At 59.6% G+C, this 24,354-nt stretch carries 23 protein-coding genes; 11 read left to right on the top strand and 12 right to left on the bottom strand.

Annotated elements, in window-relative coordinates; translation table 11 throughout:
- Positions 1-19 precede the first annotated feature (19 nt).
- Positions 20-1,816 (top strand): thiamine pyrophosphate-requiring protein, encoded by a 1,797-nt coding sequence (locus P3T24_RS20520; protein WP_429437233.1) that lies wholly within the window; start codon positions 20-22, stop codon positions 1,814-1,816.
- A 418-nt stretch (positions 1,817-2,234) separates the two neighbouring features.
- Positions 2,235-2,417 (top strand): hypothetical protein, encoded by a 183-nt coding sequence (locus P3T24_RS20515; protein WP_429437230.1) that lies wholly within the window; start codon positions 2,235-2,237, stop codon positions 2,415-2,417.
- A gap of 147 nt (positions 2,418-2,564) precedes the next feature.
- Here P3T24_RS20515 and P3T24_RS20510 read toward each other — a convergent pair whose 3' ends face one another.
- The 3 genes from P3T24_RS20510 to P3T24_RS20500 are packed head-to-tail and all read right to left on the bottom strand — an operon-like array spanning position 2,565 to position 6,408.
- Complete coding sequence (locus tag P3T24_RS20510) at positions 2,565-4,799, bottom strand: xanthine dehydrogenase family protein molybdopterin-binding subunit (protein WP_429437227.1); 2,235 nt, start codon at positions 4,797-4,799, stop codon at positions 2,565-2,567.
- A 30-nt stretch (positions 4,800-4,829) separates the two neighbouring features.
- Positions 4,830-5,834: an FAD binding domain-containing protein gene (locus tag P3T24_RS20505; RefSeq protein WP_429437225.1), complete on the bottom strand. Its 1,005-nt coding sequence runs from the start codon at positions 5,832-5,834 to the stop codon at positions 4,830-4,832.
- 10 nt (positions 5,835-5,844) lie between these two features.
- Positions 5,845-6,408, bottom strand: a complete 564-nt coding sequence (locus P3T24_RS20500; protein WP_429437222.1) for a (2Fe-2S)-binding protein — start codon at positions 6,406-6,408, stop codon at positions 5,845-5,847.
- A gap of 904 nt (positions 6,409-7,312) precedes the next feature.
- On the opposite strand from P3T24_RS20500, the gene P3T24_RS20495 reads away from it, so the two are divergent.
- The 3 genes from P3T24_RS20495 to P3T24_RS20485 all read left to right on the top strand — a co-directional run bounded on the left by P3T24_RS20495 (position 7,313) and on the right by P3T24_RS20485 (position 9,182).
- Complete coding sequence (locus P3T24_RS20495; protein ID WP_429408993.1) at positions 7,313-7,564, top strand: pentapeptide MXKDX repeat protein; 252 nt, start codon at positions 7,313-7,315, stop codon at positions 7,562-7,564.
- Between the two features lie 199 nt (positions 7,565-7,763).
- Entirely contained in the window at positions 7,764-8,390 is a 627-nt protein-coding gene (locus P3T24_RS20490; protein ID WP_074267767.1) for a cytochrome b/b6 domain-containing protein, read from the top strand.
- A gap of 15 nt (positions 8,391-8,405) precedes the next feature.
- Positions 8,406-9,182, top strand: a complete 777-nt coding sequence (locus P3T24_RS20485; RefSeq protein WP_429437219.1) for a molybdopterin-dependent oxidoreductase — start codon at positions 8,406-8,408, stop codon at positions 9,180-9,182.
- A gap of 155 nt (positions 9,183-9,337) precedes the next feature.
- On the opposite strand, the gene P3T24_RS20480 is transcribed toward P3T24_RS20485, so the two are convergent.
- Together P3T24_RS20480 and P3T24_RS20475 are read right to left on the bottom strand one after the other, a co-directional pair.
- A complete protein-coding gene (locus tag P3T24_RS20480) occupies positions 9,338-10,066 on the bottom strand; it encodes a cytochrome c biogenesis CcdA family protein (protein WP_429437217.1) in 729 nt (242 codons plus the stop codon).
- Positions 10,066-10,455 carry a thioredoxin family protein gene (locus P3T24_RS20475; RefSeq protein ID WP_429437214.1) on the bottom strand — a complete coding sequence of 130 codons (390 nt, stop codon included), beginning with the start codon at positions 10,453-10,455 and terminating at the stop codon, positions 10,066-10,068. Before P3T24_RS20475 ends, P3T24_RS20480 begins: the two co-directional genes overlap by 1 nt.
- A 286-nt stretch (positions 10,456-10,741) precedes the next feature.
- Between P3T24_RS20475 and P3T24_RS20470 the strand changes: the two genes are divergently transcribed.
- Together P3T24_RS20470 and P3T24_RS20465 are read left to right on the top strand one after the other, a co-directional pair.
- Complete coding sequence (locus tag P3T24_RS20470; RefSeq protein ID WP_429437211.1) at positions 10,742-11,512, top strand: YkgJ family cysteine cluster protein; 771 nt, start codon at positions 10,742-10,744, stop codon at positions 11,510-11,512.
- Between the two features lie 373 nt (positions 11,513-11,885).
- Positions 11,886-12,188 (top strand): putative quinol monooxygenase, encoded by a 303-nt coding sequence (locus P3T24_RS20465; RefSeq protein WP_074267763.1) that lies wholly within the window; start codon positions 11,886-11,888, stop codon positions 12,186-12,188.
- 118 nt (positions 12,189-12,306) lie between these two features.
- Here the strand turns inward: P3T24_RS20465 and P3T24_RS20460 are convergent, their stop codons facing one another.
- Entirely contained in the window at positions 12,307-12,456 is a 150-nt protein-coding gene (locus P3T24_RS20460) for a hypothetical protein (RefSeq protein WP_429408998.1), read from the bottom strand.
- A 280-nt stretch (positions 12,457-12,736) separates the two neighbouring features.
- Between P3T24_RS20460 and P3T24_RS20455 the strand changes: the two genes are divergently transcribed.
- Positions 12,737-13,168, top strand: coding sequence for a MarR family winged helix-turn-helix transcriptional regulator (locus P3T24_RS20455; protein ID WP_429437209.1), 432 nt, complete (start codon positions 12,737-12,739; stop codon positions 13,166-13,168).
- A gap of 36 nt (positions 13,169-13,204) precedes the next feature.
- Here the strand turns inward: P3T24_RS20455 and P3T24_RS20450 are convergent, their stop codons facing one another.
- Positions 13,205-13,420: a hypothetical protein gene (locus P3T24_RS20450; protein WP_429437206.1), complete on the bottom strand. Its 216-nt coding sequence runs from the start codon at positions 13,418-13,420 to the stop codon at positions 13,205-13,207.
- A gap of 472 nt (positions 13,421-13,892) precedes the next feature.
- On the opposite strand from P3T24_RS20450, the gene P3T24_RS20445 reads away from it, so the two are divergent.
- Both P3T24_RS20445 and P3T24_RS20440 read left to right on the top strand, forming a co-directional pair.
- Positions 13,893-14,177 carry a hypothetical protein gene (locus P3T24_RS20445; RefSeq protein WP_429437204.1) on the top strand — a complete coding sequence of 95 codons (285 nt, stop codon included), beginning with the start codon at positions 13,893-13,895 and terminating at the stop codon, positions 14,175-14,177.
- A 112-nt stretch (positions 14,178-14,289) separates the two neighbouring features.
- Positions 14,290-14,724, top strand: coding sequence for a universal stress protein (locus P3T24_RS20440; protein WP_429437566.1), 435 nt, complete (start codon positions 14,290-14,292; stop codon positions 14,722-14,724).
- 167 nt (positions 14,725-14,891) lie between these two features.
- Here P3T24_RS20440 and P3T24_RS20435 read toward each other — a convergent pair whose 3' ends face one another.
- The 3 genes from P3T24_RS20435 to P3T24_RS20425 all read right to left on the bottom strand — a co-directional run bounded on the left by P3T24_RS20435 (position 14,892) and on the right by P3T24_RS20425 (position 18,612).
- On the bottom strand, positions 14,892-15,782 hold the full coding sequence (locus P3T24_RS20435; protein WP_429437201.1) for a sensor histidine kinase: 891 nt from the start codon (positions 15,780-15,782) through the stop codon (positions 14,892-14,894).
- A 719-nt stretch (positions 15,783-16,501) separates the two neighbouring features.
- Entirely contained in the window at positions 16,502-17,005 is a 504-nt protein-coding gene (pal, locus tag P3T24_RS20430) for a peptidoglycan-associated lipoprotein Pal (RefSeq protein WP_429437198.1), read from the bottom strand.
- A 197-nt stretch (positions 17,006-17,202) separates the two neighbouring features.
- Positions 17,203-18,612, bottom strand: coding sequence for a chloride channel protein (locus P3T24_RS20425; protein WP_429437196.1), 1,410 nt, complete (start codon positions 18,610-18,612; stop codon positions 17,203-17,205).
- A 341-nt stretch (positions 18,613-18,953) separates the two neighbouring features.
- On the opposite strand from P3T24_RS20425, the gene P3T24_RS20420 reads away from it, so the two are divergent.
- The gene (locus P3T24_RS20420; RefSeq protein WP_429437194.1) at positions 18,954-19,610 is read left to right on the top strand and encodes a TetR family transcriptional regulator; all 657 of its coding nucleotides are present in this window, start codon (positions 18,954-18,956) and stop codon (positions 19,608-19,610) included.
- Positions 19,611-19,729: 119 nt separating this feature from the next.
- On the opposite strand, the gene P3T24_RS20415 is transcribed toward P3T24_RS20420, so the two are convergent.
- Together P3T24_RS20415 and P3T24_RS20410 are read right to left on the bottom strand one after the other, a co-directional pair.
- Complete coding sequence (locus P3T24_RS20415) at positions 19,730-21,148, bottom strand: efflux transporter outer membrane subunit (RefSeq protein ID WP_429437191.1); 1,419 nt, start codon at positions 21,146-21,148, stop codon at positions 19,730-19,732.
- Positions 21,145-24,351, bottom strand: coding sequence for an efflux RND transporter permease subunit (locus P3T24_RS20410; RefSeq protein WP_429437188.1), 3,207 nt, complete (start codon positions 24,349-24,351; stop codon positions 21,145-21,147). Before P3T24_RS20410 ends, P3T24_RS20415 begins: the two co-directional genes overlap by 4 nt.
- Positions 24,352-24,354 lie beyond the last annotated feature (3 nt).

Raw genomic sequence — 24,354 nt, 5'->3', positions numbered from 1 at the left:
TGTTTATTGGGAGATCGCAATGAGCCAGACCGTTGGTGACTTCATCGTCGAACGACTGCATGCCTGGGGCGTAAGGCGTATCTACGGCTACCCGGGAGACGGCATCAACGGCGTATTTGGCGCCCTCAACCGGGCGAAAGGAAAAATCGAGTTCGTGCAGGTGCGCCATGAGGAAATGGCGGCTTTCATGGCATCGGCCCATGCGAAGTTCACCGGCGAACTGGGTGTGTGCATCGCCACCTCGGGACCGGGTGCGTCGCACCTGGTCACGGGTCTGTACGACGCCCGCATGGATCACATGCCTGTGCTGGCCATCGCCGGCCAGCAAGCGCGGGCAGCAATGGGCGGCCACTATCAGCAGGAGCTCGATCTGGTCTCGATGTTCAAGGACGTCGCCGGCGCCTTCGTCGAACAGGCGAGCGTGCCTTCGCAGGTACGCCATCTCGTCGACCGCGCGGTGCGAACCGCACTCTCCGAGCGCAAAGTCACGGCGATCGTGCTTCCAAACGACCTGCAGGACCTGCCCTACGAAGCGCCGGGCCGCAAACACGGCACACTGCATTCGGGTATTGGTTACCGCGCACCGCGGGTCACGCCCTACCCGGATGACCTGCAACAGGCAGCGGACGTGCTCAATGCCGGCAAAAAAGTGGCCATCCTGGTCGGTGCCGGCGCACTGCACGCGACGGACGAAGTGATTGCTGTCGCAGAAAAACTCGGCGCGGGTGTCGCGAAGGCCCTGCTCGGTAAAGCGGTCTTGCCTGACGATCTCCCCTGGGTCACCGGGTCGATCGGCCTGCTCGGCACCAGGCCAAGCTACGACCTGATGACCGGGTGCGACACGCTGCTGATGATCGGCTCAGGGTTTCCGTATGCGGAGTTTTTACCGAAAGAAGGCGCTGCACGCGGTGTGCAGATCGATACGAAGGCCGACATGCTGAGCCTGCGCTATCCGATGGAAGTCAATCTCGTCGGCGACAGCGCGGAGACGCTGCGCGCGTTGCTGCCCTTGCTCGAACAGAAAGAGGACCGCGCGTGGCGCAAGAAAATCGAAGGCTGGACTGCTGACTGGTGGAATACGCTCGACAAACGCGCTCATGAACCCGGCAAAGACGGCATCAATCCACAGCGCAGCGTCTGGGAGCTGTCCCCGCGCGTGCCTTCCAATGCCATCGTCACGAGCGACTCTGGTTCGTGCGCGAACTGGTATGCGCGTGACCTCAAAGTGCAGCGCGGCATGATGTGCTCCCTGTCTGGCGGACTCGCGTCGATGGGTGCCGCGGTGCCCTATGCAATCGCGGCCAAATTCGCCTATCCGGAGCGTCCCGTGATTGCACTGGTCGGCGACGGCGCGATGCAGATGAATAACATGGCAGAACTGATTACCGTCGCAAAGTACTGGAAACAGTGGGCCAATCCACGCTGGATCTGCATGGTACTGAACAACAGCGACCTGAATCAGGTGACATGGGAACAACGCGCAATGGAGGGCGACCCGAAGTTCGAGGCATCACAGGATATCCCGTCGGTACCCTACCACCGCTTCGCTGAACTGATCGGGCTGCGAGGTATTTACGTGGACGACGCCGAGCGCATGGGCGCCGCCTGGGACGAGGCGCTCGCCGCCGACCGTCCAGTCGTGCTCGAAGTGAAAGCCGATCCGAACATCCCGCCGCTACCGCCGCACATCACGCTGGCGCAGGCCAAGGCTTTTGCGTCCACATTGATCCGGCGCGACCCGAACGAGGGCAACGTGATCGTCGAGACAGCGAAGCAGGTACTGGATGCGGTAATTCCCGGGCATCGCGACAAATGACGGCGACCGCGTTAGCCAGCAGATATCTTGCGCAAAGGCCGGATACTCTCCATTCAATCCATTCCTCGTGGCCGCTGCGGCATCATCGTAGTTCTGGGCAAGGTTTGCGTAACTGAGGGCGTCGCAGGTATTCAGGTTCACCGAGCCCGCGTACAGCTCTGGTGGAATGCCCTCCTTTGGAGAGCTTGCGCCGCTTTGGACAAAAGTGATGTTAAAGACCGTTAGCTTGCCCCGCCCGTTGCCGTCCTCAACAATCCGAAGGCTCGCATCGAAAGCGACCGTCCCTCTGTAAAACCATGACGTATCCGGGCGTATCGGGACGCTCGAACGGCTCACTACGCAACATTTAGTTATACCGAACAAATAGATATTTATAAAAGCATCGATATTTCGATGCGGATAAAAATGGAGATGCCGCATGAAAAGGTTGATTACTTTCGCATCCGGCCTAGTCTTGTCCTGCGTGTCCACCGCCACCGGCTTTATCCAGAACAGGAATCAGGCGGCCTACACGCTGGCCGGCACGGCATATTCGGGCCTGGCGATCACTCCCGGCACCGACACGCGCGGCATCGGGGTCGGCCTCGTACACAAATTCTGAGCCCACAGCAGAATTCCCGCCCGGCCCACTCGCAGCCGTTTAAAAAAATGCTTCAAGCGACAACCAATCGGGGCCGAAGCTGAAGCACGACCTCGACCTCGATCTGCAAGAGGTCCCAGCGCGGCGCCCGTTCGGGATGCGACACTCTCATCTCGCCGCAAGCAGATCCTCGATCATCACCGGCAGCTTGCGCACCCGCACGCCCGTTGCGTGGTACACCGCGCTTGTGATTGCTGGTGCGATCCCGGCGAGCCCGATTTCCGCGATACCCCGGGCGCCAAGCTCATTGAAGATCGTGTCGGGGTGGTGGAGGAAAGTGACGTCGAGTTCAGGCGTGTCGGCGTTCGTCGCGATGATGTAGTCGGCCAGATTGCTGTTGATCGGCGCGCCTGACTGCGAGTCGTAGCTCGTGTGCTCGAAGAGCGCCATGCCTACGCCCATCACCACGGCACCCTCGATCTGGTTGCGCCCCGCCTTCAAGTTAAGGATGCGGCCGGCATCGATCACTGTCACCACACGCGACACGCGCAGTTGCGCGATCTCCGGCTGCCACGTCACTTCAGCAAAGTGCGCACCATATGAGTGGAGCGAATATTTCTTCTTGAGCGGGTCGTCGAAACCGCCTTTCGCGCTGCCGCTACCGGAGGCCGAACGCATCTTCGCTGCGCACAGGATCTGCTGGTACGGCACGCCTTTCTCCGCCGGCTCGTGCTTGCGGTGTACTCGGCCATCGCTCATGCGCAGTTCGTCGGGGTTCATACCGGCAAAGGGAGAGTCGCTTAGCGTTCCGGCGCGCGTCAGCAAAACCTTTACCGCGGCGCGCGCTGCATCCGACACCGCCGGCACGAGTGACGCCGTTGCGGCCGAGCCTCCCGAGATCGGGCCAAGCGGCAATGCCGTATCGCCAAGACCGACTTCGATCCGGTCGAGCGGCAGGCCCGTCTGGGCAGCGACCAGCTGCGCGAGAATGGTATACGTGCCCGTGCCGATGTCTTGCGTACCCGAGACCACGCGAGCCGTACCATCGTCGCGCAAGTCCACAGTCGCCTCCGCCGAAAAGCGCAGGGCGGGCCAGCTGCACGCGCCCACGCCCCAGCCAATTACGACTCCGTCGTCGCGTTTCATCGAGCCGACGCCGGGCGTGCGTTGAGCCCAGCCGAACTTCTCGGCGCCGGTCCGAAGGCATTCGACGAGGTGCCGGGACGAAAAGGGCAAGCCGCTTGATTCATCCACCTCCGGCTCGTTGCGGATGCGCAGCTCAACTGGATCGATGCCGAGCTTGACCGCCAGTTCGTCCATGGCTGACTCAATGGCGAACAATCCTGGCACTGCGCCGGGCCCGCGCATGGCGGTGGGCGAGCCCACATTGCGCTTCACTGTCGTCGATGCAACCCGCAGGTTCGGTACGCTATAGAGGCCGGGAGTGAGTTCACCGCAGGTTTCGGCGTAGACATCGGCGATTGCTGTGTGATTCAGGTACTCATGCGCGAGCGAGCTCAGCTTCCCATCCTGGGACGCCGATAACCGCACGCGCTGCTGCGTGAGCGGCCGGTGACCGACGTTCTGAAACATCATCTTGCGGCTGACAACGAGCTTCACGGGGCGGCCCGTATGGCGTGCCGCAGCTGCGGCCAGTAGCGAATGTGGCCACATCCAGAGTTTGCCGCCAAAGCCAGAGCCGAGATAGCGCGACACTACGCGCACTTTTTCCTTCGGAAGGCCTAGCATTTGCATGAGCGTCCCTTGATGATTCGAGACAGCCTGCGACGTCTCATAGAAGGTGTACGCGTCTCCGTCCAGGCGCGCGACGGTTGCGTGCAGCTCGATCGGGTTGTGCGTCTCGACGGGCGTCACGTAGGTTTCGTCGAGGGTAACCAGCGCGCTGGCAAAGGCCGCGTCCGCGTCCCCGCGCTCGCTTTCCACCGTCAGTTCCTCGTCGGTGGAGAGCGCCGTGCTCACGTCGTGCGGCGCCGGTTCATAACTTACATGGACGGCCGCCGCGGCTGCGCTGGCCGCCTCGAAGGTCTCGGCGATAACGAGCGCCACGTACTGGCCGTAGTAGCGGATCACGTCGTCCTCAAAAGGCGGCCGCGCTTCGTCTACAAAGCCCGTATCCATGGAGTTGCCGGAAATGCGATAGAACTGGCCGATGTTGCCGCGATGCAGCACCGCATGCACCCCAGGCATCGCTTCGGCGGCGGCGAAATCGAGAGAGACGATTTTGCCCGCGGCTATCGCGCTGCAGACCGGCACGGCATGCAGCATGTCGGGGAAATGGATGTCGGAGGTATAGGTGGCTTCGCCGCTTACCTTCACGGGACCGTCGATGCGCGAATGCGCGCGGCCGATGACTTCGTGTACGGAATGGAGAACGTCGGACATGGTTGCTTCCTGTTTGGAGGACGGGCGGGATCAGGCCGGCGTCGTGACGAGCGTCAGCGCGTGCACGAGGCAGCGTTGCGTAAGCTCGACCTTGAAGCCGTTCTCCGATTGCGGCTGCGCATCAGCGAGGGCATCGGCTGCGGCGCGCTGGAACGCCTCCGCGCCCGGAGCGGCCCCTGTGAGCGCGGCTTCCGCCTCTCGTGAGCGCCATGGCTTCGTGCCCACGCCGCCTAGCGCCACACGCGCATGGCTTACCTTCCCGTCTACCACGGTGACTATTACCGCGGCGGAGGCGAGCGCGAACTCGTAAGACGCCCTGTCGCGCAGCTTGAGGTACAAGGAACGGCCGCCTGGCGCTGGCGGCGGCAGCGTTACGTGTGTGATCAGGTCACCGGGTTCGAGTACTGTCTCGCGTTCGGGAGTATCGCCCGGCAGCAGAAAAAACTCGTCAATGGGCACGCTGCGTTCGCCGCGCGCACCCTGGATGTGCACGGACGCCTCGAGAGCCATCAGCGCTACGTTCATATCCGATGGATTCGACGCAATGCAAGCATCGCTCACGCCGAGGATGGCCTGTGTACGGTTAAAGCCCGTCTTCGCGGCGCAACCCGAACCGGGGTTACGCTTATTGCACGGCATGGCCGTATCGCGGAAATAGACGCAGCGCGTGCGCTGCAGGAGATTGCCACCGGTCGTCGCCATGTTGCGCAACTGGGCGGAGGCACCCGAAAGCAGCGCTTGGGAGAGCACCGGATAGGCTCCACGGATCAGCGGATGATTGGCGAGATCGGCATTGCGCACGGTTGCGCCAATCTCCACGCCTCCAGCGGCCGTCGCTTCGATGGCGCCCAGCGGGAGGCGGCTGATGTCGATCACGCGGCCAGGCTTTTCGACATTGAGCTTCATCAGGTCGAGCAGCGTCGTGCCGCCCGCGAGGAAGCGCACTTCGGCGCCCTGTTGTGCGGTATGGGAGGTCGCGCCGACGCGGATGGCATCTTCGACATTGGAGGCGCGGGACAGTTGAAAGAGTTCCATGGCACGCTCCTCAGGCCTTGCCGCGCACGATCTGGATCGCGGCGACGATGTTCTGGTAGGCGCCGCAGCGGCACAGGTTGCCACTCATGGCTTCACGCACGTCGGCGTTGCTCGGGCCGACGGGCTCATCGAGCAACGCGACCGCCGACATGATCTGGCCCGAAGTGCAATATCCGCACTGATAGCCGTCGCATTCGACGAACGCGGCCTGCATGGCATGTAGCGACTGCGAATTGCCGATGCCTTCGATCGTCGTAATCTCGTCGCCTTCGTGATTTGCCGCGAAACACAGGCACGCGTTCACGCGTCGCCCATTGACGTGCACGGTGCATGCACCGCACTGGCCGTGGTCGCAGCCTTTCTTCGTGCCGGTAAGTAGCACGTGCTCGCGCAGCGCATCGAGCAGCGTGGTGCGCGGGTCGAGCGCGAGTTGGTACTGCTTGCCGTTTATCTTCAATTCAACGGGCATGGTCACCGGCTCGGTGGCACGCGTATGGCTTTGCGCCTGCGGGACCTCGGCCTTCGGCCCAACGGTCGGGTCGACGATACGGATGGGAGCGGACTGCTCGGTCATGACGGAACTCCTGACGGTTGGGACAAATCGCCCTGCTCGACGGCTGCCTCGAGGTAAGAACTTTGAGGTTTCTGCAAGCCAGTTGCCAAGCAAACCTCATTCCCGTGAGCGCTCATATTGGCGTGCACGGCTGGAATCCGCTTGGGATGCGCGCACGGCGCAGAAACTTACGCCTATTCCCGCCCGAAAAAACGTGCAAATTCGCTTCTGATTGCTCCTGACGTGCCGGCGCCGCGTCGCGGCGCTTTCATTCAGCCCGTTGTCGCAAACGGGACAGGCGTTCTGATTGGTGTCACGGGCACTCCCGAATAGTTGAAACTGCGACCTTGGCGGAGGCGGTGGAGATGGTAGCGAACACGCCTTGGGCTGTCGCACACGACGTTGTCGAGGTGTTGCCGGTCAAGCCGACACAATAGGTCCACTCACACACGGGCCACGTTCTCGCGCGTTATTGGCCCGCGCGTGTCGAATAAGAGGCTAATGGCCTATCGGCGTTGCGGGACGGGAAACATGATCCGGACGTCAGACGGAAGAGTAAGCACGTCGTTACCCACAAAGCGCTTTGAAATCAGCGACCTGGATGACGTCTACCGAAGATATTGGAATGCACGGAAAGCCCGAACTGGCGGAAGGCAGCCGATTCCAACGGTTGCCCGCAAAGCGCCGCCAGGTTTGACTCCCGCTCTGCCTTAACACGGACGCGCCGCGCGTCCCATTTTGATCCGCGTAAGAAAAAAATTTTTTGCCTGCTGTAACCGTATCGGGCCACGTGACGAACTACCTTACAGATGCGCGAGGATAACGCATCGGTAGTTGCTGGACAGCAGGTTCACCCGATACACACATGGGCCGCATACGCCGCATTGGCCGCACCGGCCCGGTCAACAACATCCAAGGAGTCGTCATGAAAAGTATTGCAATCGCAGCATTCGCCGCAGCGTTGCTCGTCAGCGGTGGTTCGGCGTTCGCACAGGCGAGCGGCGCCATGTCCAATGATTCGATGTCGAAAGACGCGATGAGCAAAGACTCGATGGCCAAAGGTTCGATGTCCAAAGACTCAATGGGCAAGGACGCAATGGCCAAAGATTCGATGAGCAAGGACGGCAGCACGATGAAACCCGACGCGATGAAGAAAGACGACGCGATGAGCAAATAAGTGCCCAAGGCGTTCCCGGCATGCCGGGAACGCACCGCCGGATACTCATACCGCTTCGCTTATCCAGCGGGAGTCAGTCATGCGGGTAACATCATTTCTGTCTGTCGCCGCGGCGTTGATTTCAGGGAACTCCCAGCGTGCACCATCATGAAGCAAACGAAGTTTTCTCCCGCGTCGACGCCAATCCCGGAGATTCGACATGAATGCAATCCTTAAGCCCCGTGCATCGCACGACGCGGCGCGCACGATTCAACCCGCGTGGGTACGGATCACGCACTGGCTCAACGCGCTGGCTGCGGTGCTAATGATGCTGTCGGGCTGGCGAATCTACGACGCGTCGCCCGTGTTTCAGAACTTTATGATTCCGCCCGGCATCACGCTCGGCGGCTGGCTTGGAGGTGCGCTGCAATGGCACTTCGCGGCGATGTGGCTGCTGTTCTTCAATGCCCTCTTCTATCTGGCCATGAACCTCGTCACCGGACGGTTCATGTCGAAGTTTTTCCCGCTTTCGCCTCGCGCGATCTTGCACGACCTCGGCGAAGCGCTGAAAGGTCGTCTGTCGCACGCCGACCCGAGCCATTACAACGCGGTGCAGAAGTTCGCGTACCTGTTCGTGATGCTCGACATCGCCGTCTTGATCGTATCCGGTCTCGCGATCTGGAAATCGGTGCAGTTTCCGTTGCTACGCGAATTGATGGGCGGATATGACCGCGCGCGCGTCGTTCACTTCTGCGCGATGTCACTGCTGGCCGGTTTTATCGTCGTCCATCTGACAATGGTCGCTCTTGTGCCGCGTTCGCTGCTTACGATGATTCGTGGCCACTAGCCGAGGTATTCCATTATGAAGCTATTCAAACCTTCCTCCTGGAGCGTCGATCACGAGTCGCTCAGTATCGACGTGCGTCGTAACCTCGATATGCCGTCACGGCGACTGTTCGGCAAGCGCATTATCACGCTCGGCGGCCTTGCGATGCTGACCGGATGCAGCCTGTCGGACGACAAGTCGGTTGAGACGTTTTTATCGCGCGTGTCGAGAATGAACGATAGCGTGCAGGGCTGGCTGTTTGATCCGAGCCGTCTCGCGCCGACCTACACCGAAGCACAGATCACACGCCCGTTCCCGTTCAATGCGTTCTATGGCATCGACGATGTGCCGCAGGTCGATGGCAGCGATTTCCGCCTGAAAGTGAGCGGTCTCGTGCAGGACAGGCGGGACTGGACTCTTGCCGATCTTTACGCACTGCCGAAGGCCGACCAGATCACGCGGCATATCTGCGTCGAAGGGTGGAGCGCCATCGGCCGATGGGGCGGCACGCCGTTCTCGGAATTTCTCAAGCGCGTCGGTGCGGACACATCGGCGAAATACATCGGCTTCAAATGCGCTGACGATTACTACGAAAGCATCGATATGCCAACGGCGCTTCATCCGCAGACGCTGTTGACCTTTACGTATGACGGTCAGCAATTGCCTGCAAAATACGGTTATCCGATGAAACTCAGAATGCCCACGAAACTCGGCTACAAGAATCCCAAGCACATCATGGAGATATTCGTAACCAACACGTTTCCGGGCGGCTATTGGGTCGATCAAGGCTATAACTGGTTTGGTGGATCGTGAGCCTCGCAAGCCCGCACGAAGACGGCCGTCCGCGCCGAGCAGCACGCGGCGGTGTTTCACCTGCAATGGCGATCAGGCTGCCAGCGTCAGATGCGATGACACCCTTAAGCGCCAGCTGAGTCTGCGTCCGCCTGCCGCCGATGCTGCCAACCCGATCATATCGATGTTGTCAGCGCGGTTAGCCACGCCGGACTGGCGGACAGGAGAAGGGTTTCCAGTTGACGGTCCAAGCCAGTGATGACGATCATCCCCATCACCACGAAGAGCGTACCGAGCGTCCAGCGGACCGTACTACCCCACGTGGCGAGTGCGCCTCGCATCTTCATAAGCGAAACTCTCGAGATCGTTCCGAGCAAAACCAGCGGCAATGCCGCACCCAAGCCAAACAGCGCCATCAGGATAGCGATGTGTCCGAGGTCCTGGCCTTGTGCCGCCAGCGAAGTCGCCGCACCCAGAGTTGGCCCGACACAGGGGGTCCAAACGACTCCGAGCAGCAATCCCACCATCATCTGCCCGAGCAGTCCGTTTCCTTTCACATCGTCGAGCGCCTGCTGGCCCTTCACACCGATGACGGCGCTCAGCCGGGAGAAAGCCCTTTGAAGGGTGCCCGATAACATGACGAGGCCGAAAAACACCATCACGCCCGCTGCGCCGCGTCGAAGAACCTCAGGGTCCAGCCCGGCTGACGCTCCTAGCGTGGCGAGAAATATGCCAACACCCGCAAACGAAATAGCCAGCCCCCCTGCTAACGCGACGATGCCGAAGCGGTGTTTAGCCAATGCTGACGTCGCGAGTATTGGCAGTAGCGGGAGCACACAGGGGGACAGTACCGATGCCGCCCCCGCGACGAAACCCAATCCGTACGTTGCGACGGCGAATTGCATCACAGCGCCTTTTCAAACACGGCCCGGATTGCAGCCTCCTGGGTTTGCCCTGTCGAACGCGCCACTTCGTGGCCGTTCTTGAAGACGACGAAGGTCGACTGCTGAGTCACCTTCAGTATTCTTTTCAGTTTAGTTTCCGAATCGAAGTCAGCTATGAAAACCGTCACCGCCTTCAGCTTGGGGTCGACAGAAAGACGGTCGACGATCGGCTTTTGAACCCGGCAAGTGGGACACCAACTCGCATGCAGGTACACGACGGCAGGCAGGCCCGCTGAGACTGTCTGATCGAAGCTTGCCTGAGTAAAGGCCACCTCGCCCGCGAATGCAGTGGCTGATACGGCCAGGAGCGCTGCGCCCACGATATGTTTAACGAATGGCAACCGGTTCATGATTAGGCCCCTTTGGTGGTTGGGAAGGAGGGAAAAAGTCGGTACCCCATCCTAGTTCGGATATTTGGCAACATCGGTTACAGCGCGGCTCAAATCTGTTGCCCCTGTTCGTAGATCTCGACGAACCCAGAAGCGTCCGGTGAAGCGGAGGCTATTTTCACGTTCGGATGTAACCGAAACGGGTTTCAGATCGAACTAGCAAAGGATCGATTGCAACCGCGGTTGGGCTGTCTTTCGTTTCCCTTTGTGTGTACCTGTACTTCGCGTTCTGAACCCCGAGATCGATATGGCCATGGATATAAGTTTCGCATGCACGATGTGCGGCGATTGTTGTCATAACCTTCGTCTGCCCCTCAGCGTTCACGAAGCCATACGCTGGCTAGAACGAGGGGGAGACGTCCAGGTGTTTTGCGAAGCGATGCCTTGGCCCGTTGAGCCATCGACGGATGATGGTCAGGTGAAACACAGGCGAATCCGCTCTTTTGCCGCCGAAAGCGGTGAACTTGCAATCCGCGTGCTGGTGACAGTCGTTGCCGCCTTCGATGGCGCCTGCCCGCACCTGCAACCGGATATGCGATGCGGCGGATACGAGGCAAGGCCAAATGTGTGCAGAATCTATCCGGCTGAAATCAATCCTTTCATTGAACTGATGCCAACACACAAGGCTTGCCCGCCGGAGGCCTGGGCCGCCGACAAGCCCTCATTTATCAAAGGCGGTCAAATTGTGGATTCCATCACGGCGGACCTGATCCGGAACTCGCGTGACGTAGCCATCCACGATGTTCCTGTGAAAGAGCGTCTGTGTGGCAACGCTGGTTTTCATACCGCATCTTTGGCCAATGAGGGATTTGTGACGTACACGCTCCCTCCTCGTGCAATGCTCGACGAGTTATACAGAGCGTTGGATCCGGCCTCACCTACACGAGCGGTGCCATGGCGCATCCTGTCAAATCGACGCTCGACAGTCGACACCCTCAATTCGGTGGGCGCACGTTCGGAAATGCACACTGCTCTATTGCCGACTGAGGGTTACATTCCGCTCCTTGAAGCGAACTAGCATATCAGTTCCGGACTCGGGCCACGGTCTTTGAAGGCCACGCCGATGAACCAAATCCGGCGGTGTGCGCCCAGACGCTGAGCCGGAAACGCTGGCGACTTGCTTCTTGCTGCAACATCACATGGATCGTATTGTTCGGAAGTCTTTGTACCGTCAGACTCCAGGCGCCCGGACAGGCCGGCCCCGAAACTATTAACGCCTGAAGCATGACCGAAGAGAATATTTTCCCATCGATGTAATCCGTTACAGCCGACCACCGAATTCACGTATAGACTGCCTCGTATGCTGGGGCATTGACCGGTACCACATTACGCAGACGTATCGGATTCCATCGCCGCACCGACGGCGCAAACGATTGATCAGGAGCATAGCTATGACAAATGTTGCGTTATTCGTGGAAATAAAAGCCAAGCCGGGCAAAGAGGACGTAGTGGCAGCTTTTCTCGCCAGTGCGCAGGCTCTGGTGCTACAGGAGCCGGCAACAACGGCATGGTTCGCCGTGCGGTTCGATACAGATACTTTTGGAATATTCGATGCCTTCGGCGACGAGGCCGGTCGGGAAGCGCATCTTAACGGTCGTGTTGCTGAGGCGTTGTTAGGACGCGCAGACGAACTGCTGACCAATCCTCCGTCGATACGGCGAGCCGACGTGCTGGCCGACAAGCTGCCTGGGTAAGCCTTAGAAATTCTAGTGTGCTAAGGGTTTGAGAGTCGAAACGCACGGTGTAGCCAGCGACCTGTTTGAACGCTGGCATACCGGTGTCTGTTAGATACAGAGAGTGCAAACGCACCGTTCAAAGGAATGGCCGGGTAGCGCTCTGCCCTGTCCATTTGACGGCGACCCCTTCGCCCGACGGCTGGCCGATCCATTTGACCTGGGTGGGGATGGCGGTGCCCGCCGCACCCATCAGACTGGCGTGGTTCGCACTCTCACTACCATTCATTACCATACTGCTCGTCGCCACGCTCATGGTGCCCGCGACCCGAGAACGCTATCGCTTGAAACTGATGCTAAGTACAACGTATAGAGTCACCACAACGAATATAATTCTGCTCGGTGATTCACGATCTATATCTGTAAAAATACGCTGATGCCGCCGTATTGTTATCAGCCATTTCGGCGCCCAGATCGCGGGGCGGTTGAAACGCGTGTGTGCATGCGCGGGGAGATCGTGGGTATGATGTCGGATCAACCAGCCCATTCCGATTACGGGAACCTACAGAATGGCGACACACAGGAAACCAGCAGATCCACAGAGTATGCCGGATAAGGAAGACCTCGAAGCGATGTCACTTTTCCGCTATCGATTGCGTCGATTTCTTCGCTTCTCGGAGGAGGTGACACATGCCGAAGGTGTCACGCCTCTGCAGTATCAACTGATGCTGCATGTCCGCGGTTTCCCGGGACGTGACTGGGCCACGGTCGGAGAACTGGCGGAGCGGCTTCAGGCAGCGCCGAATGGTACCGTCGCGCTCGTGTCGCGATGCGAGGCCAACGGGCTTGTATTGCGTCGTGCCAGCAGGGCAGACGGGCGTCAGGTTGAAGTACACCTGACGGCCAAAGGGGCACAGTGCCTCGCACGGCTCGCGTCTAAGCACAAACCGGAGATCGAAGCATTCGGTTGGGCGTTCAACCAGACGACTGGAGAAGACTGAAGATCCGCGGATCCGCACGCCGTCAATGTTGCCAGGCTAGCCATCGTCCCTCATCGATCCAAACCGCCTGATCAGTTCCGCGCCTTCCGACGTCAGCTTGAACTCGGCGGCATCAATCGTTGTTGTGACGATTTCGACCAGACGTTCCCGCTGAAGGCCTGCCACGTCGGGGTCCGAAAGTTCGACCGCGGTTGGCGAAGTGAGTAACACAAACAGCATCGCAATCTCGTGCGGACTGAGCAGTCTCTTCATTCCATACCTCGACAACTATCGTATAGACGGAGTTTGTTCGCATCGCTGCGGGGAAGGAGGAAGTCCGATGTCGAACACTCGTAAAACTCGGAATGGACGAACGGGACGGTGACGTGGAGGTGTGATTGTCGCGACGCGTCAGGCACCGTGTCACCCAGCATAAAAAAACGGATCCGGCCTTACGTCCGGATCCTCAAAGTCAGCCCCGGTACAGGGAATAGGGCTGTCTGGCCACCTCTAGCAGTCCAGTTGCAACGAGCACGCGAGGCCGTGCTCTCAAGGTTCAGTTCCCGCCCGCAAGCATATTCGGACTTGCCGCATTCGAATATCAAGGCACATAGGCTTCTTCGGACATACTGCCAGACGACGATGCCATGAGCCGTTACCACCTGCTCGAATCTAGGATGAAGGGCTTAAGCGAAACTTAAAGACGACGTAGGGACAAACCCGCGCGGTTGAGCCGGTGCGAAAAATGAGACTCGACAGTCTGAATTTGTGCCAGATCGCTCATGGAATCTTGCATGTGTCACAGCGTGACATAGAATTGAAGGGTGGATTTTGGGAGGACATCGTGTTCATTAACAGCGACTTCGGGATCAGCTATCTGATCGTGACTTTTGCACTTCTCGGAATCATTTTCACCGACAGCCTGCTTACAGCGCTGCGTATCGAACGATGGCATCCGAAGCTGCGGAGTGCGGCGCTAGGCACGCTATTAGGCCTGGCGCTGATCGAGGCGGTTACAGTCTTCGGCTAGCTCGCCCGGCGTGGGTAGGTGGTGGTCGCGAACGTACCGGCGATACCTGTGCGGTGACAACGGATCCGCATGGGTGACGATCTCCGGCGGGTCGTTGGAGGTGATCTGGATAATGGCTCCGTTTAACCGGATTCTTCTTTGTTATGACGGCACCCCCGAAGGGAGGCTGGCGCTACGCTGCGGCTCGGCCCTTGCGCGGCAACTGCAGGCCGAAACCCATTTGCTCGCGATTCTAAGTTTCTCGTGGTGTTCAGGTGGTTATGATTTCTTTTCTACGGTGAAGCCCGACATTGACGAAGGCACGGCAAAAGAGATACTCCAAGAAGGAATCGAGAAGCTTCATGCCTGGGGTGTCACGGCGACAGGGCATTTTGCTGTTGGGAGCGTCGTTGAAGAAATCGCATGTCTCGCGAACTCACTGAAAGTTGATCTGATCGTTATTGGTCACCATCCCGAAGGCTTCTTTGCACGCTGGTGGACCGGGGAGAACCATACTTCGTTGCTCAATCGTGTGTCCTGCGGCGTTCTGTTCGAAGTGTGCGATTAGCCGGAGGCATCCATCTACTCGTTCAAGGCTGGTCCAGAACGTCGCTATGGCAAAAGCCGGAGCCTCTTTCTGAAGAGGCCTCTTGAACCGGTATGGTTCTGTTTGTTCACTGCACGCTGAAGCACAATGAAAAAACGCGCTTGCGTCACGTTCAGTCCTGGCGTGCTCTACACATCGTCTTGATCTTCGCGGTCAGGTATTGCGGGAATTTCAATTCGTACTATCATGCCAGTCGCCCGGGGCGAACGGGTCTCCAGTTCGACTGTTCCACCATAGCGCCTGGCCAGGGCCCGCGCGATTGGAAGACCAAGTCCGCTCCCGTTGCCTCGGTGCGTTTCATCGCGCTGAAATCTTTCAAACACCTGATCAATTTGCTGCGCAGTCATGCCGTGCCCGTCGTCGATGACCAGAATGACCGCAACGTTGTCTATGCACGATACTGTGATATCGACGTGTGCACCTGCACCGCTGTAACGGATCGCGTTGTCGACGACGTTTCTCAGCAGGATCCTGAGATCTGCCTCTGACGCACGGACTTTCACCTCCTGTATTCGACCCGCGCCGAGGTCCACGTCGCGTTGAATGGCGAACGGGAAAAGGTTCGCGACGACGTCATGGACAACCCGGCTCAGCGCAACGTTGGTAACAATATCGCGGGGCGCTTCCCCATCCGCGTTCGCCAGATCGAGGAGTTGTGAGGCAAGTGACGTCAATCGCTCGACGCCTTGCTGCAACTCGGCCAGGCGCTCTTCATGCTGCCCGCTCGGCGCGTTGTTCAGATTGGCAACCTGAACGCTGACGGCCGCAATCGGAGTGCGCAGCAGGTGGGCCGCATTACGCGTAAATCGCCTGTCCACTTCGCTGCGCGATGAAAGCCGCATAGCCAAACCATTGATGGTATCGACGATGGGCTTTAACTCGAGTGGCGCATCTCCCGCTTCAAGCGGTTTTGGTCGTTCAGGATCAAGCGAAGTGACCAGGTGCTGCAACTGATCCAGCGGGCGCAGACATCGGCACACTATCAGGACATTTGCGAGCGCCAGGAGCAGCAGGGACATGGCAATTGGTGCGACGCAGTCCAGCGGCAGTCCACCGCCCTTCTCATTGTTTCCACTGCTTGCGATATCTGACCCGCGTGCTGTATCTACGACCTCTCCCGCGTTCTGCGGCGCAGCAGCCGCGGCGGATTGGCTGACGCTAGTTTCGAACTTGCGAGCAACCAGGACGGTTCCGGCTATTCCCGCACAACCGACGGTGAGCAATGTGCAGAGTAGCCAAAAGCAAAGACGCCGGCTTAGAGAATTCGCAGCGAATCTTCCATACATAGCGAACTCCTGTACCGGCGGTCCCGATCTGTCTCCATCGTGTTTTGCGACTACGGTTGCGACGCCTGGGCTGCAACCGCCATCTGAGCCTGGACCACAAAACTTAGAACAGAATTAGCAGTTGCAAAGGCGCTGAATGGTGCGAGACAGCGGTGACAGGTAGTTCGACAGCAAACGTGGACGTCTCTGCGGCAGATCGACAATGCGTAACAATCAAGCTGGGGACGGGGTTGATCCATCTGCGGCTGGCCGGGTTTAAACGGAGCTGGGCGGAACGGACCTGGCGAGTTGCAGGTCACCCGTTTGTTCAATGAACATCAACCGTTGTGTGCGGCAGAGTCTCGTGTCCTCACCGAGAACAAAGTCACGCTGCTGGCCACATTGGACGGTCACTTCGAATTCGCTAGCGGCGTTGACAACGGGACATCCAGCTTTCTTCGGGCCACGCGGTCTCACCGGTAGACGAGGTCTGCGCGCCGGTTCTGTGCCCACGATGCCTCATCGTGGCCCAAAGCGAGCGGCTTTTCTTTCCCCAGGCTAACCGCTTCCAGCTGTGAGTCGGGTACGCCAAGGGTCTCCAGATCATGGAGTACGGCTTCCGAGCGTTTTTCACCCAGCGCGAGATTGTATTCGCTCGTTCCGCGCTCATCGGTGTTGCCCTGAATCAGAACATGCCGGTTCGGGTGAGCCATCAGATATTTCGCGTGGGCCTCAAGCAGCGCTTGATAGTCGCTTTTGACGATATAGCTATCGAAATCGAAATAGATGCTTCGCTTCGCGAGTGGGCTATTAGGATTGTTGAGTTCATCGGCCGTTATGGGCGCCACGTTTGCCGGCTGGCTGGCGGTGGAGCTGCCCTGGGTGGCACCGCTTTGCGGCTCCACCCTGACACCCGAATGACACGCGGCGAGCGTGATCGCAATGAGCGTGGCAGCGAAAAATCCAGTCCTGGTCATGGTAGGTCTCCTCTGACCGAAGGCGCGATCGCGCCTACTTACGATTACCGTGATCGCTCCAGAGCGGAGGGTGGTTAACCTCGCGAACAGCGATGGGCGATTAATACAAATGACGGAGAGTCATGTTTTCAAATCCATTAGGGTGGCCGCACGGAGAGCTGGGCGCGCATTTCCGTCCTCCCAACCTCGGTGACCTGTCACAGGCGTTCCGCGGCTTGTGCCGTGCGCGGATCGTCAGTCGGATCCCCCTGCGATGAACTTTCCCCGGTAGCGCTGGGTGGTACGACATCCGGCGCTACATCGAGCCTGCTGTAACGTTCAGACAACGCTTCGTAAAGTGCAGGCGCAAACAGTTTCGATATCTGGCTGGCGATCAACGCCGTGGCCATGAGGGAGATGACAAGCGCATGGCCGTTGATCATCTCGATCACGATCACGAAAGCGGTAATGGGGCTTTGGGTAACCGCTGCCAGATAGCCCACCATGCCAAGGGCGATCAGCATGGGCAACTGCATCTGGCCAAACAGCAGGTGTAACGCATTGCCGATACCAGCGCCAATTGCGAGCGACGGCGCAAACAGGCCGCCGGGCGCGCCTGGCAGATACGATCCGACCATCGAAACCATTTTGACGACCGGATAAGCAGCGCTTAGTTGCGCACGTCCTTCCAGCATCGCGCGCGCTTCGGCGTAGCCGCCGCCGAACGTGTGGCCGCCAGATGCGACACCGATCACCGCGACCACGAGGCCGCATGCCGCTCCGAATGCCACCGGCCGGTTCGCGCGCCAGGTGACCACCGACGCAGGCATCCAGCGATTGGTATTCAGTAGTAGCCAGCAAAAGATGCCACCGGCAACGCCCGATACGGCGCCAATCAATACAACCGCCACTGCCAGCAGATCGGGGAAGCGACTGCCGATATCGATCGTTCCGAAATACGTGTAGTTGCCCTGCAGGCCCAGCGAGACGACCCCAGCAAAGATAATCGCAGTAATCAGCACGCCACTCGTGCGCTGCTCAAAGCTGCGGGTCAACTCTTCGATGGCAAACACGACTCCCGCGAGCGGCGCATTGAACGCCGCCGACAGACCTGCGGCGGCACCGGCGAGAGCCAGACGCCGCTCCAGTTCGATGCCCCGGATGGCCCGGAATCGCTGCGGATAAAAGCGTCTCAGGTTGAACATGAGCGCGGCACCCACATGGATCGTCGGCCCTTCGCGGCCGATCGTGAATCCCCCGAGTATCGAGAGGAACGACACCAGAATCTTGCCGATCAGGATCCTGATGCTCAGCAGACGTGGCGCAAGATCGCCGCTGTCATGGAGTGTGGCCATAACCTGAGGGATGCCGCTGCCTTCGGCGCCAGCAAAGTAGCGTCTGGTGAGCCACACACCCAGAGCGCCGATTGCCGGGGTGACGGGAAGCGGTAGCCACCAGTACCGCGTCGCGTAGCGAAGGAAGGTGTCATAGCCGACGTCGATCAGCTTCGCGTAGAAAACGGCCACCAGCCCGGTAGCGATGGCGCCCAACCAGAAGACACCGTAGTGCAGCCATAGTCGCCGGGCGTGTTGTAGCGCACGTTTGTCGATAAGTTCTGGAATATGCATGCGGCCACCGGAAACGCTTCAGCAAGTGAAATATAGCACAGTGTGCCATATTTGCCCGCCGACGACATTTTGCAAGGCAGTTGACCATGGTCCGCGCAAACTATATCTATGGCAGCTGGGTGCCTTGGCGGAAGCAGCAAGCATGCAGTTACCCACAACCCGCTTTAAAGTCAGCGACCTGGAGGACGTCTGCGGAAGAAAAGGAATTGGAATGGCCGGGTTAGTAAGATTCACTAATCAAACGCGCGCGACATCGCCGTAAGATTGACTGGTGATTAAATCAGCCGCATCACGGGTGCGTCTTTTCGAGCGACGATGTACTGAACGAATGAGCAAAAGGTATGAGCAGGGCTAGGCAACGCGCTTTCGATACGCGGGCGAAGATCATCGCCGCAGCGGAACGTATCTTTCTTCTGCGAGGCGCGACACGTACGTCGCTCGACGACATCGCGAAGGAGGCCGGCATGACGCGCGGCACGATGCACGGCCACTTCAAGAACAAACAGTCGGTGCTTCATGCGATGCTCGAAAGCTCCAGCCTGCCGCTCGACCCGTTCTCGATCGAACCATGCAGCAGCGACGGCGATCCGCTTGGATTGTTGCGCACCGATCTGCATCGGTGTCTGCGCGACGTGTTGCAGAACGCGCGGACGCGGAGTCTGTATGGCATTGTGTTCACCGCATGCGAGAGCGCATCGGAGACAGCGCAGTTGTGCGAACGCATTCACATGGCGGGTATCCACGCCGAAGCACAGATCGAGGCTGCGTTGAGCTGTGCGGTGGCGCTCGGCCAACTGTCCGCGGATTTCGACACGAGGCAGGCGGCCGCCTTCATCCATGGGACGTTGAGCGGGTCTCTTCGCAAGTGCCTGACGATGTCCCCGCGAACGAACATCGACGCGGAAATCGATCAGATCGCGGAGGCCGCGTTCCTGTGCATTGACGTGATAGACAACCACATCAGCAAGTCAATCAGTAGTGGACATGCAGCCGGATAAGTCAATGCTGGTCGTCTACTGACGCGTGAGCGCAGAATATCCGATCTGGCGGATGAGGCCAGTCGGAATTGCCGCAACGGAATCGCGCAAATCCGAACTAATGGTCGCAGCACCATTCACTACCATCCGCCTCCGAGCACTTTGTATAACGTGACGAGATTGGACTGGCGCGACAAGCTATCCGACGCCAGTTGCTGCTGCGCGGTGTAAAGCGTGCGTTGCGCGTCGAGGAACGTGAGGAAGCTATCCGTACCCGCCTTGTAACGCCCTTGAGCCAGCGTGTAGTAGCTCTCGGATGACGCCACATACTCGCGGTCCGCCTGCACCTGATCGACATACGTCGCCCGCGCCGCAAGCGCATTCGCCACTTCCTTGAACGCCGTCTGGATAGTGCTTTCGTAATCAGCGACGTCGATATTCTTTTCGATCTTGTCGACATCGAGCGTTGCCTTGTTGCTGCCGTAGTCGAAGATCGGCACGGAGATGCTCGGCGAGAATACCCACGCGCCACTGCCTGCCTTGAACAGACTGGAAAGCGTCGAACTCGACGCCCCGGCAGTAGCTGTCAGTTCGATCTTCGGAAAGAATGCCGCGCGGGCGGCGCCGATGTTCGCGTTTGCCGCCTTCAACGTATGCTCGGCTTCCACGATGTCCGGACGACGCGTGAGCAGCATCGACGGCACACCTGCGCCGATGTCGGCGAACATCGAACCGTCGTCGAACGCATCGTCCAGTTTGGGCTCGGGCGGCAGATCGTCCGGAAGCGGCGCGCCGAGCACCGCAACCAGGTTGTTGCGATCCTGCTCCACCGCACGCCGGTAAGACGCAAGGCTTGCCTTCGCGCTCGCCAGCGTGTTCTCCGCCTGCCGCACATCCAGCAGCGAAGAATTACCCAGTTGCTGGATGCGCTTCGTCACGTCGTAGGTGGCCTGATCCGCTTTGACCGTGTCCCCGGTCACCTTCAGGAGCCGCTCGTCGGACAACCACGTCAGGTAGTCGGTTGCCACCGTTGCGATCAGGCTGATCCGTGTGCTCTCGCGCGATGCGTCGGTGGCGAGATAGTTCTCCAGTGCCTGGCGCTTGAGGCTCCTCAGGCGGCCAAAGAAATCGATCTCCCACGACGTCGTGCCGACATTCAGTTCATTGTCACCCGTCGTGACGCCTTCGACGCCCTCACGCGTCAAGCTGCTGCTCGCGCTAATGGTCGGCGCGAGCGCAGCGCGGGTGATCCGGTATTGCGCCTCATACTCGGCCACGTTCAGCGCGGCTACGCGCAGGTCACGGTTATTGTCGAGGGCGATCTGGATCAGCCGCTGCAGACGGGGATCGCGAAAAAACTGATGCCAATCGGTATCGGTTGCAAGCGGCGCGTCGGCGATCGTCTTTTGCGCCGCGGTCGTACTCTGGTAGGCGTCGCCTTGCGGATAGGCGGCCGGAACCGGAGCAGCGGGCCGTTCGTAATGCGGATCGAGCGTGCAGCCCGTAAGCGAGGCAACCGCCAGTGCCACACTGCAGGCGGCCAGTTTGAGTTTCATCATTCATTACCTTCGTTTTTCGGGGTATGGCCGTGCTCGCCGAACAGCCGCCGTACGACGACGAAGAACACCGGCACGAAAAAGATCGCGAGCAAGGTCGCGGCGATCATGCCGCCCATCACGCCGGTGCCGATCGCATGCCGGCTAGCCGATCCCGCCCCCGTACTGATGACGAGCGGCAGCACGCCGAACACGAAGGCAAGCGAGGTCATCAGGATCGGTCGCAGGCGCAGGCGCGCGGCTTCGAGCGTGGCGTCGATCAGGCTGTGGCCCTGCGCCTGCAGGTCCTTGGCGAATTCGACGATCAGGATCGCGTTCTTGGTTGAGAGTCCAATGGTCGCGAGCAGGCCGACCTTGAAATAGATATCGTCCGAGAGGCCGCGGATATGCGCGCCGAGCACCGCCCCCAGCACGCCGAGCGGCACGACCAGAATCACGGCGATCGGGATGGACCAGCTTTCGTACAGGCCCGCGAGGCACAGGAACACCACGATCACCGAAATCGCGTACAGATAGATTGCCTGTGAGCCAGCCATACGCTCCTGATACGACTGCCCGGTCCAGTCGATGCCAAAGCCGGCCGGCAGCTTCTTCACGAGCGCGTCGACGGCGGCCATAGCCTGGCCGGTGCTCGCGTGCGGGCCGGTCTGCGCGGTGATCTCCATGGCCAGCGTGCGGTTAAAGCGCTCGATCTGCGGCGGCCCGAAGGTCCACTTGCCGGTGGCGAAAGCAGAAAACGGCACCATCTCACCGTCGTAGCTGGTCGTGGTCGTGCTGCTGGAATCGCCCGAGCTGCTGGCGCTGCTCGAACTACCGGAACTGGTCGTCGTGCTGGAACTGCTCGACCTCACGTACCAGCGCCCAATGTCCGACGGCATCATCCGGTACGGCGCGTCAGCCTGAACGTAGACCTTCTGGATACGCCCCGTATCGACGTAGTTGTTGACGTACGTGGAGCCGAACGCCGTTTGCAACGTGTCATTTACGTCGGCGATCGAAAGGCCGAGTGCACTCGCTTTCTCGCGGTCGATATTCACGTTGAACTGCGGCGTATCGTCAAGACCGCCCGGGCGCATACCGGACAACGCGCTGTCGTTAGCGGCCAGGGCAATCAGTTGCTGGCGCGCCGCCATCAGCTTGTCGTGACCTTGCCCTGCTCGATCTTCCAGTTCGAAGTCGAGCCCGCTCTGCGTACCGAGCTCCTGAATGGCCGGCGGATTGAGCGCGAAAATCTGCGCGTTGCGGGTGGCCGCGAAATGCATGTTGGCGCGCTGGATAATCGCCGCCGCTGAATTCATTTCACCACGCCGTACACTCCAGTCCTTCAGTCTGACGAAGGCGAGCGCGTTGTTCTGCCCCGAACCGTTGAAGCTGAAGCCCGTGATCGAGATGATCTTGTCCACCTGCGGCAGCCCGAGGTAATACGCTTCCACCTGCTTGATAGTGTCTAGCGTGACCGAAGCCGGCGTGCCGACGGGCGCCGAGATCGACGTGATAACGATGCCCTGATCCTCATCCGGCAAATATGAGGAAGGCAGTTTCATGAAGAGCAATGCCACCACACCCGCAATCAGCGCGTAAATCACCATATAGCGCAGAGGCCTGCCGATCACGCGTGCCACCGCCGCGTCGTACCGGTGAGTGCCGCGCATCAGCACGCGGTTGAACCACCCCAAGAGACCGCGCTTCTCGTGATGCTCGACATCCGAACGTTTGAGCAAGGTCGCGCACAGCGCCGGCGTAAGCGTCAGCGCAAGGAAGACGGATAGCAGCATGGCCGCGACAATCGTGATCGAGAACTGCCGGTAAATCGCGCCAGTCGAACCCGAGAAAAACGCCATCGGAATAAATACCGCAATCAGCACGGTAGTAATGCCCACCAGCGCGCCGGTGATCTGTTTCATCGCCTTGCGCGTCGCTTCAACTGGCGAAAGCCCCTCCTCTGCGATGAGCCGCTCCACGTTTTCCACGACCACGATGGCATCGTCCACCAGCAGCCCGATGGCCAGCACCAGCCCGAACATCGACAGCACGTTGATCGAAAAGCCGACCAACGACATGACACCAAAAGTGCCGAGTAACGCAACCGGTACGACGATGGTCGGAATCAGCGTGGCACGCAGATTTTGCAGGAACACGTACATCACGACGAACACCAGCATCACCGCTTCGATCAAGGTCTTGAAGACCTCTTCGATGGAGATGCGCACAAAGGGCGTCGTGTCATACGGGTAATCGACCACCACGTTCTGTGGCAGTTGCGCGCCCAGTTCGGTCAGTTTCGCGCGCACCGACTTGGCGACATTCATCGCGTTGGCGCCGCTCGCGAGCTTGATGGCGAGCGACGCCGCCGGCTTGCCGTTCAGACGCGAATCCGTGCTGTAGTCGTCGCCGCCCACTTCGACGCGCGCCACGTCCTTGAGCTGCACTTTCGAGCCGTCGCTATTCACCCGCAACAGGATGGCGCCGAACTGCGCGGGCGTCGTGAGGAGGCTCGAGGACGAAATGGTCGCGTTGATCGCCTGAGCCGTGGTGGACGGCTTGCCGCCGATTTCCCCGACCGAGAGTTGGACGTTCTGATTGGTGATGGCTGTCGTGACGTCGCTGGTCGTCAAGCCGACGGCCTGCAACTTCACCGGGTCGAGCCAGATGCGCATGGCGTGCTGCGCACCGAAAAGCGTCACGTCGCCGACGCCGTTGATCTGCGTAAGCGGGTCCTCGATCTGCGTGGCGATGATGTTGCCAAGGTCGATCGAGTTCACACTGCCGTCGCTCGAAGACAGCGAAACGATCATCAGAAACGCGTTGGCCGCCTTCGCGACCTGCACGCCTTGATCCTGTACCGTCTGGGGTAGCGACGAGGTTGCCTGCTCCACCTTGTTCTGCACCTGCACCTGGGCGATGTCCGCGTTGGTGCCTTGCTGGAACGTCAGCGTGATGGTGGCCTGTCCGGCTGAACTGCTGGTGGACGACATATACAGCAGATGATCGATACCGCTCAGCTTCTGTTCAATCACCTGCGTGACAGTGGTCGCGACGGTTTCAGCGGAGGCACCCGGATAGGTCGCCGTGATCTGCACGGAGACAGGCGCCACGCTCGGATACTGCTCGACCGGCAGTGTCGTCATGGCAGCCCCGCCTATCATCATGATGACGATGGCGATGACCCACGCGAGGATCGGTCGATTGATAAAAAATCCAGCCATGAG

It is taken from the genome of Paraburkholderia sp. GAS33 (assembly GCF_050436645.1).
In the GTDB taxonomy this organism is placed as follows: Bacteria; Pseudomonadota; Gammaproteobacteria; order Burkholderiales; family Burkholderiaceae; genus Paraburkholderia; species Paraburkholderia phenazinium_B.
Note: the sequence above shows the minus strand (reverse complement) of the source record. Positions and strands in the feature narration are given on the sequence as shown.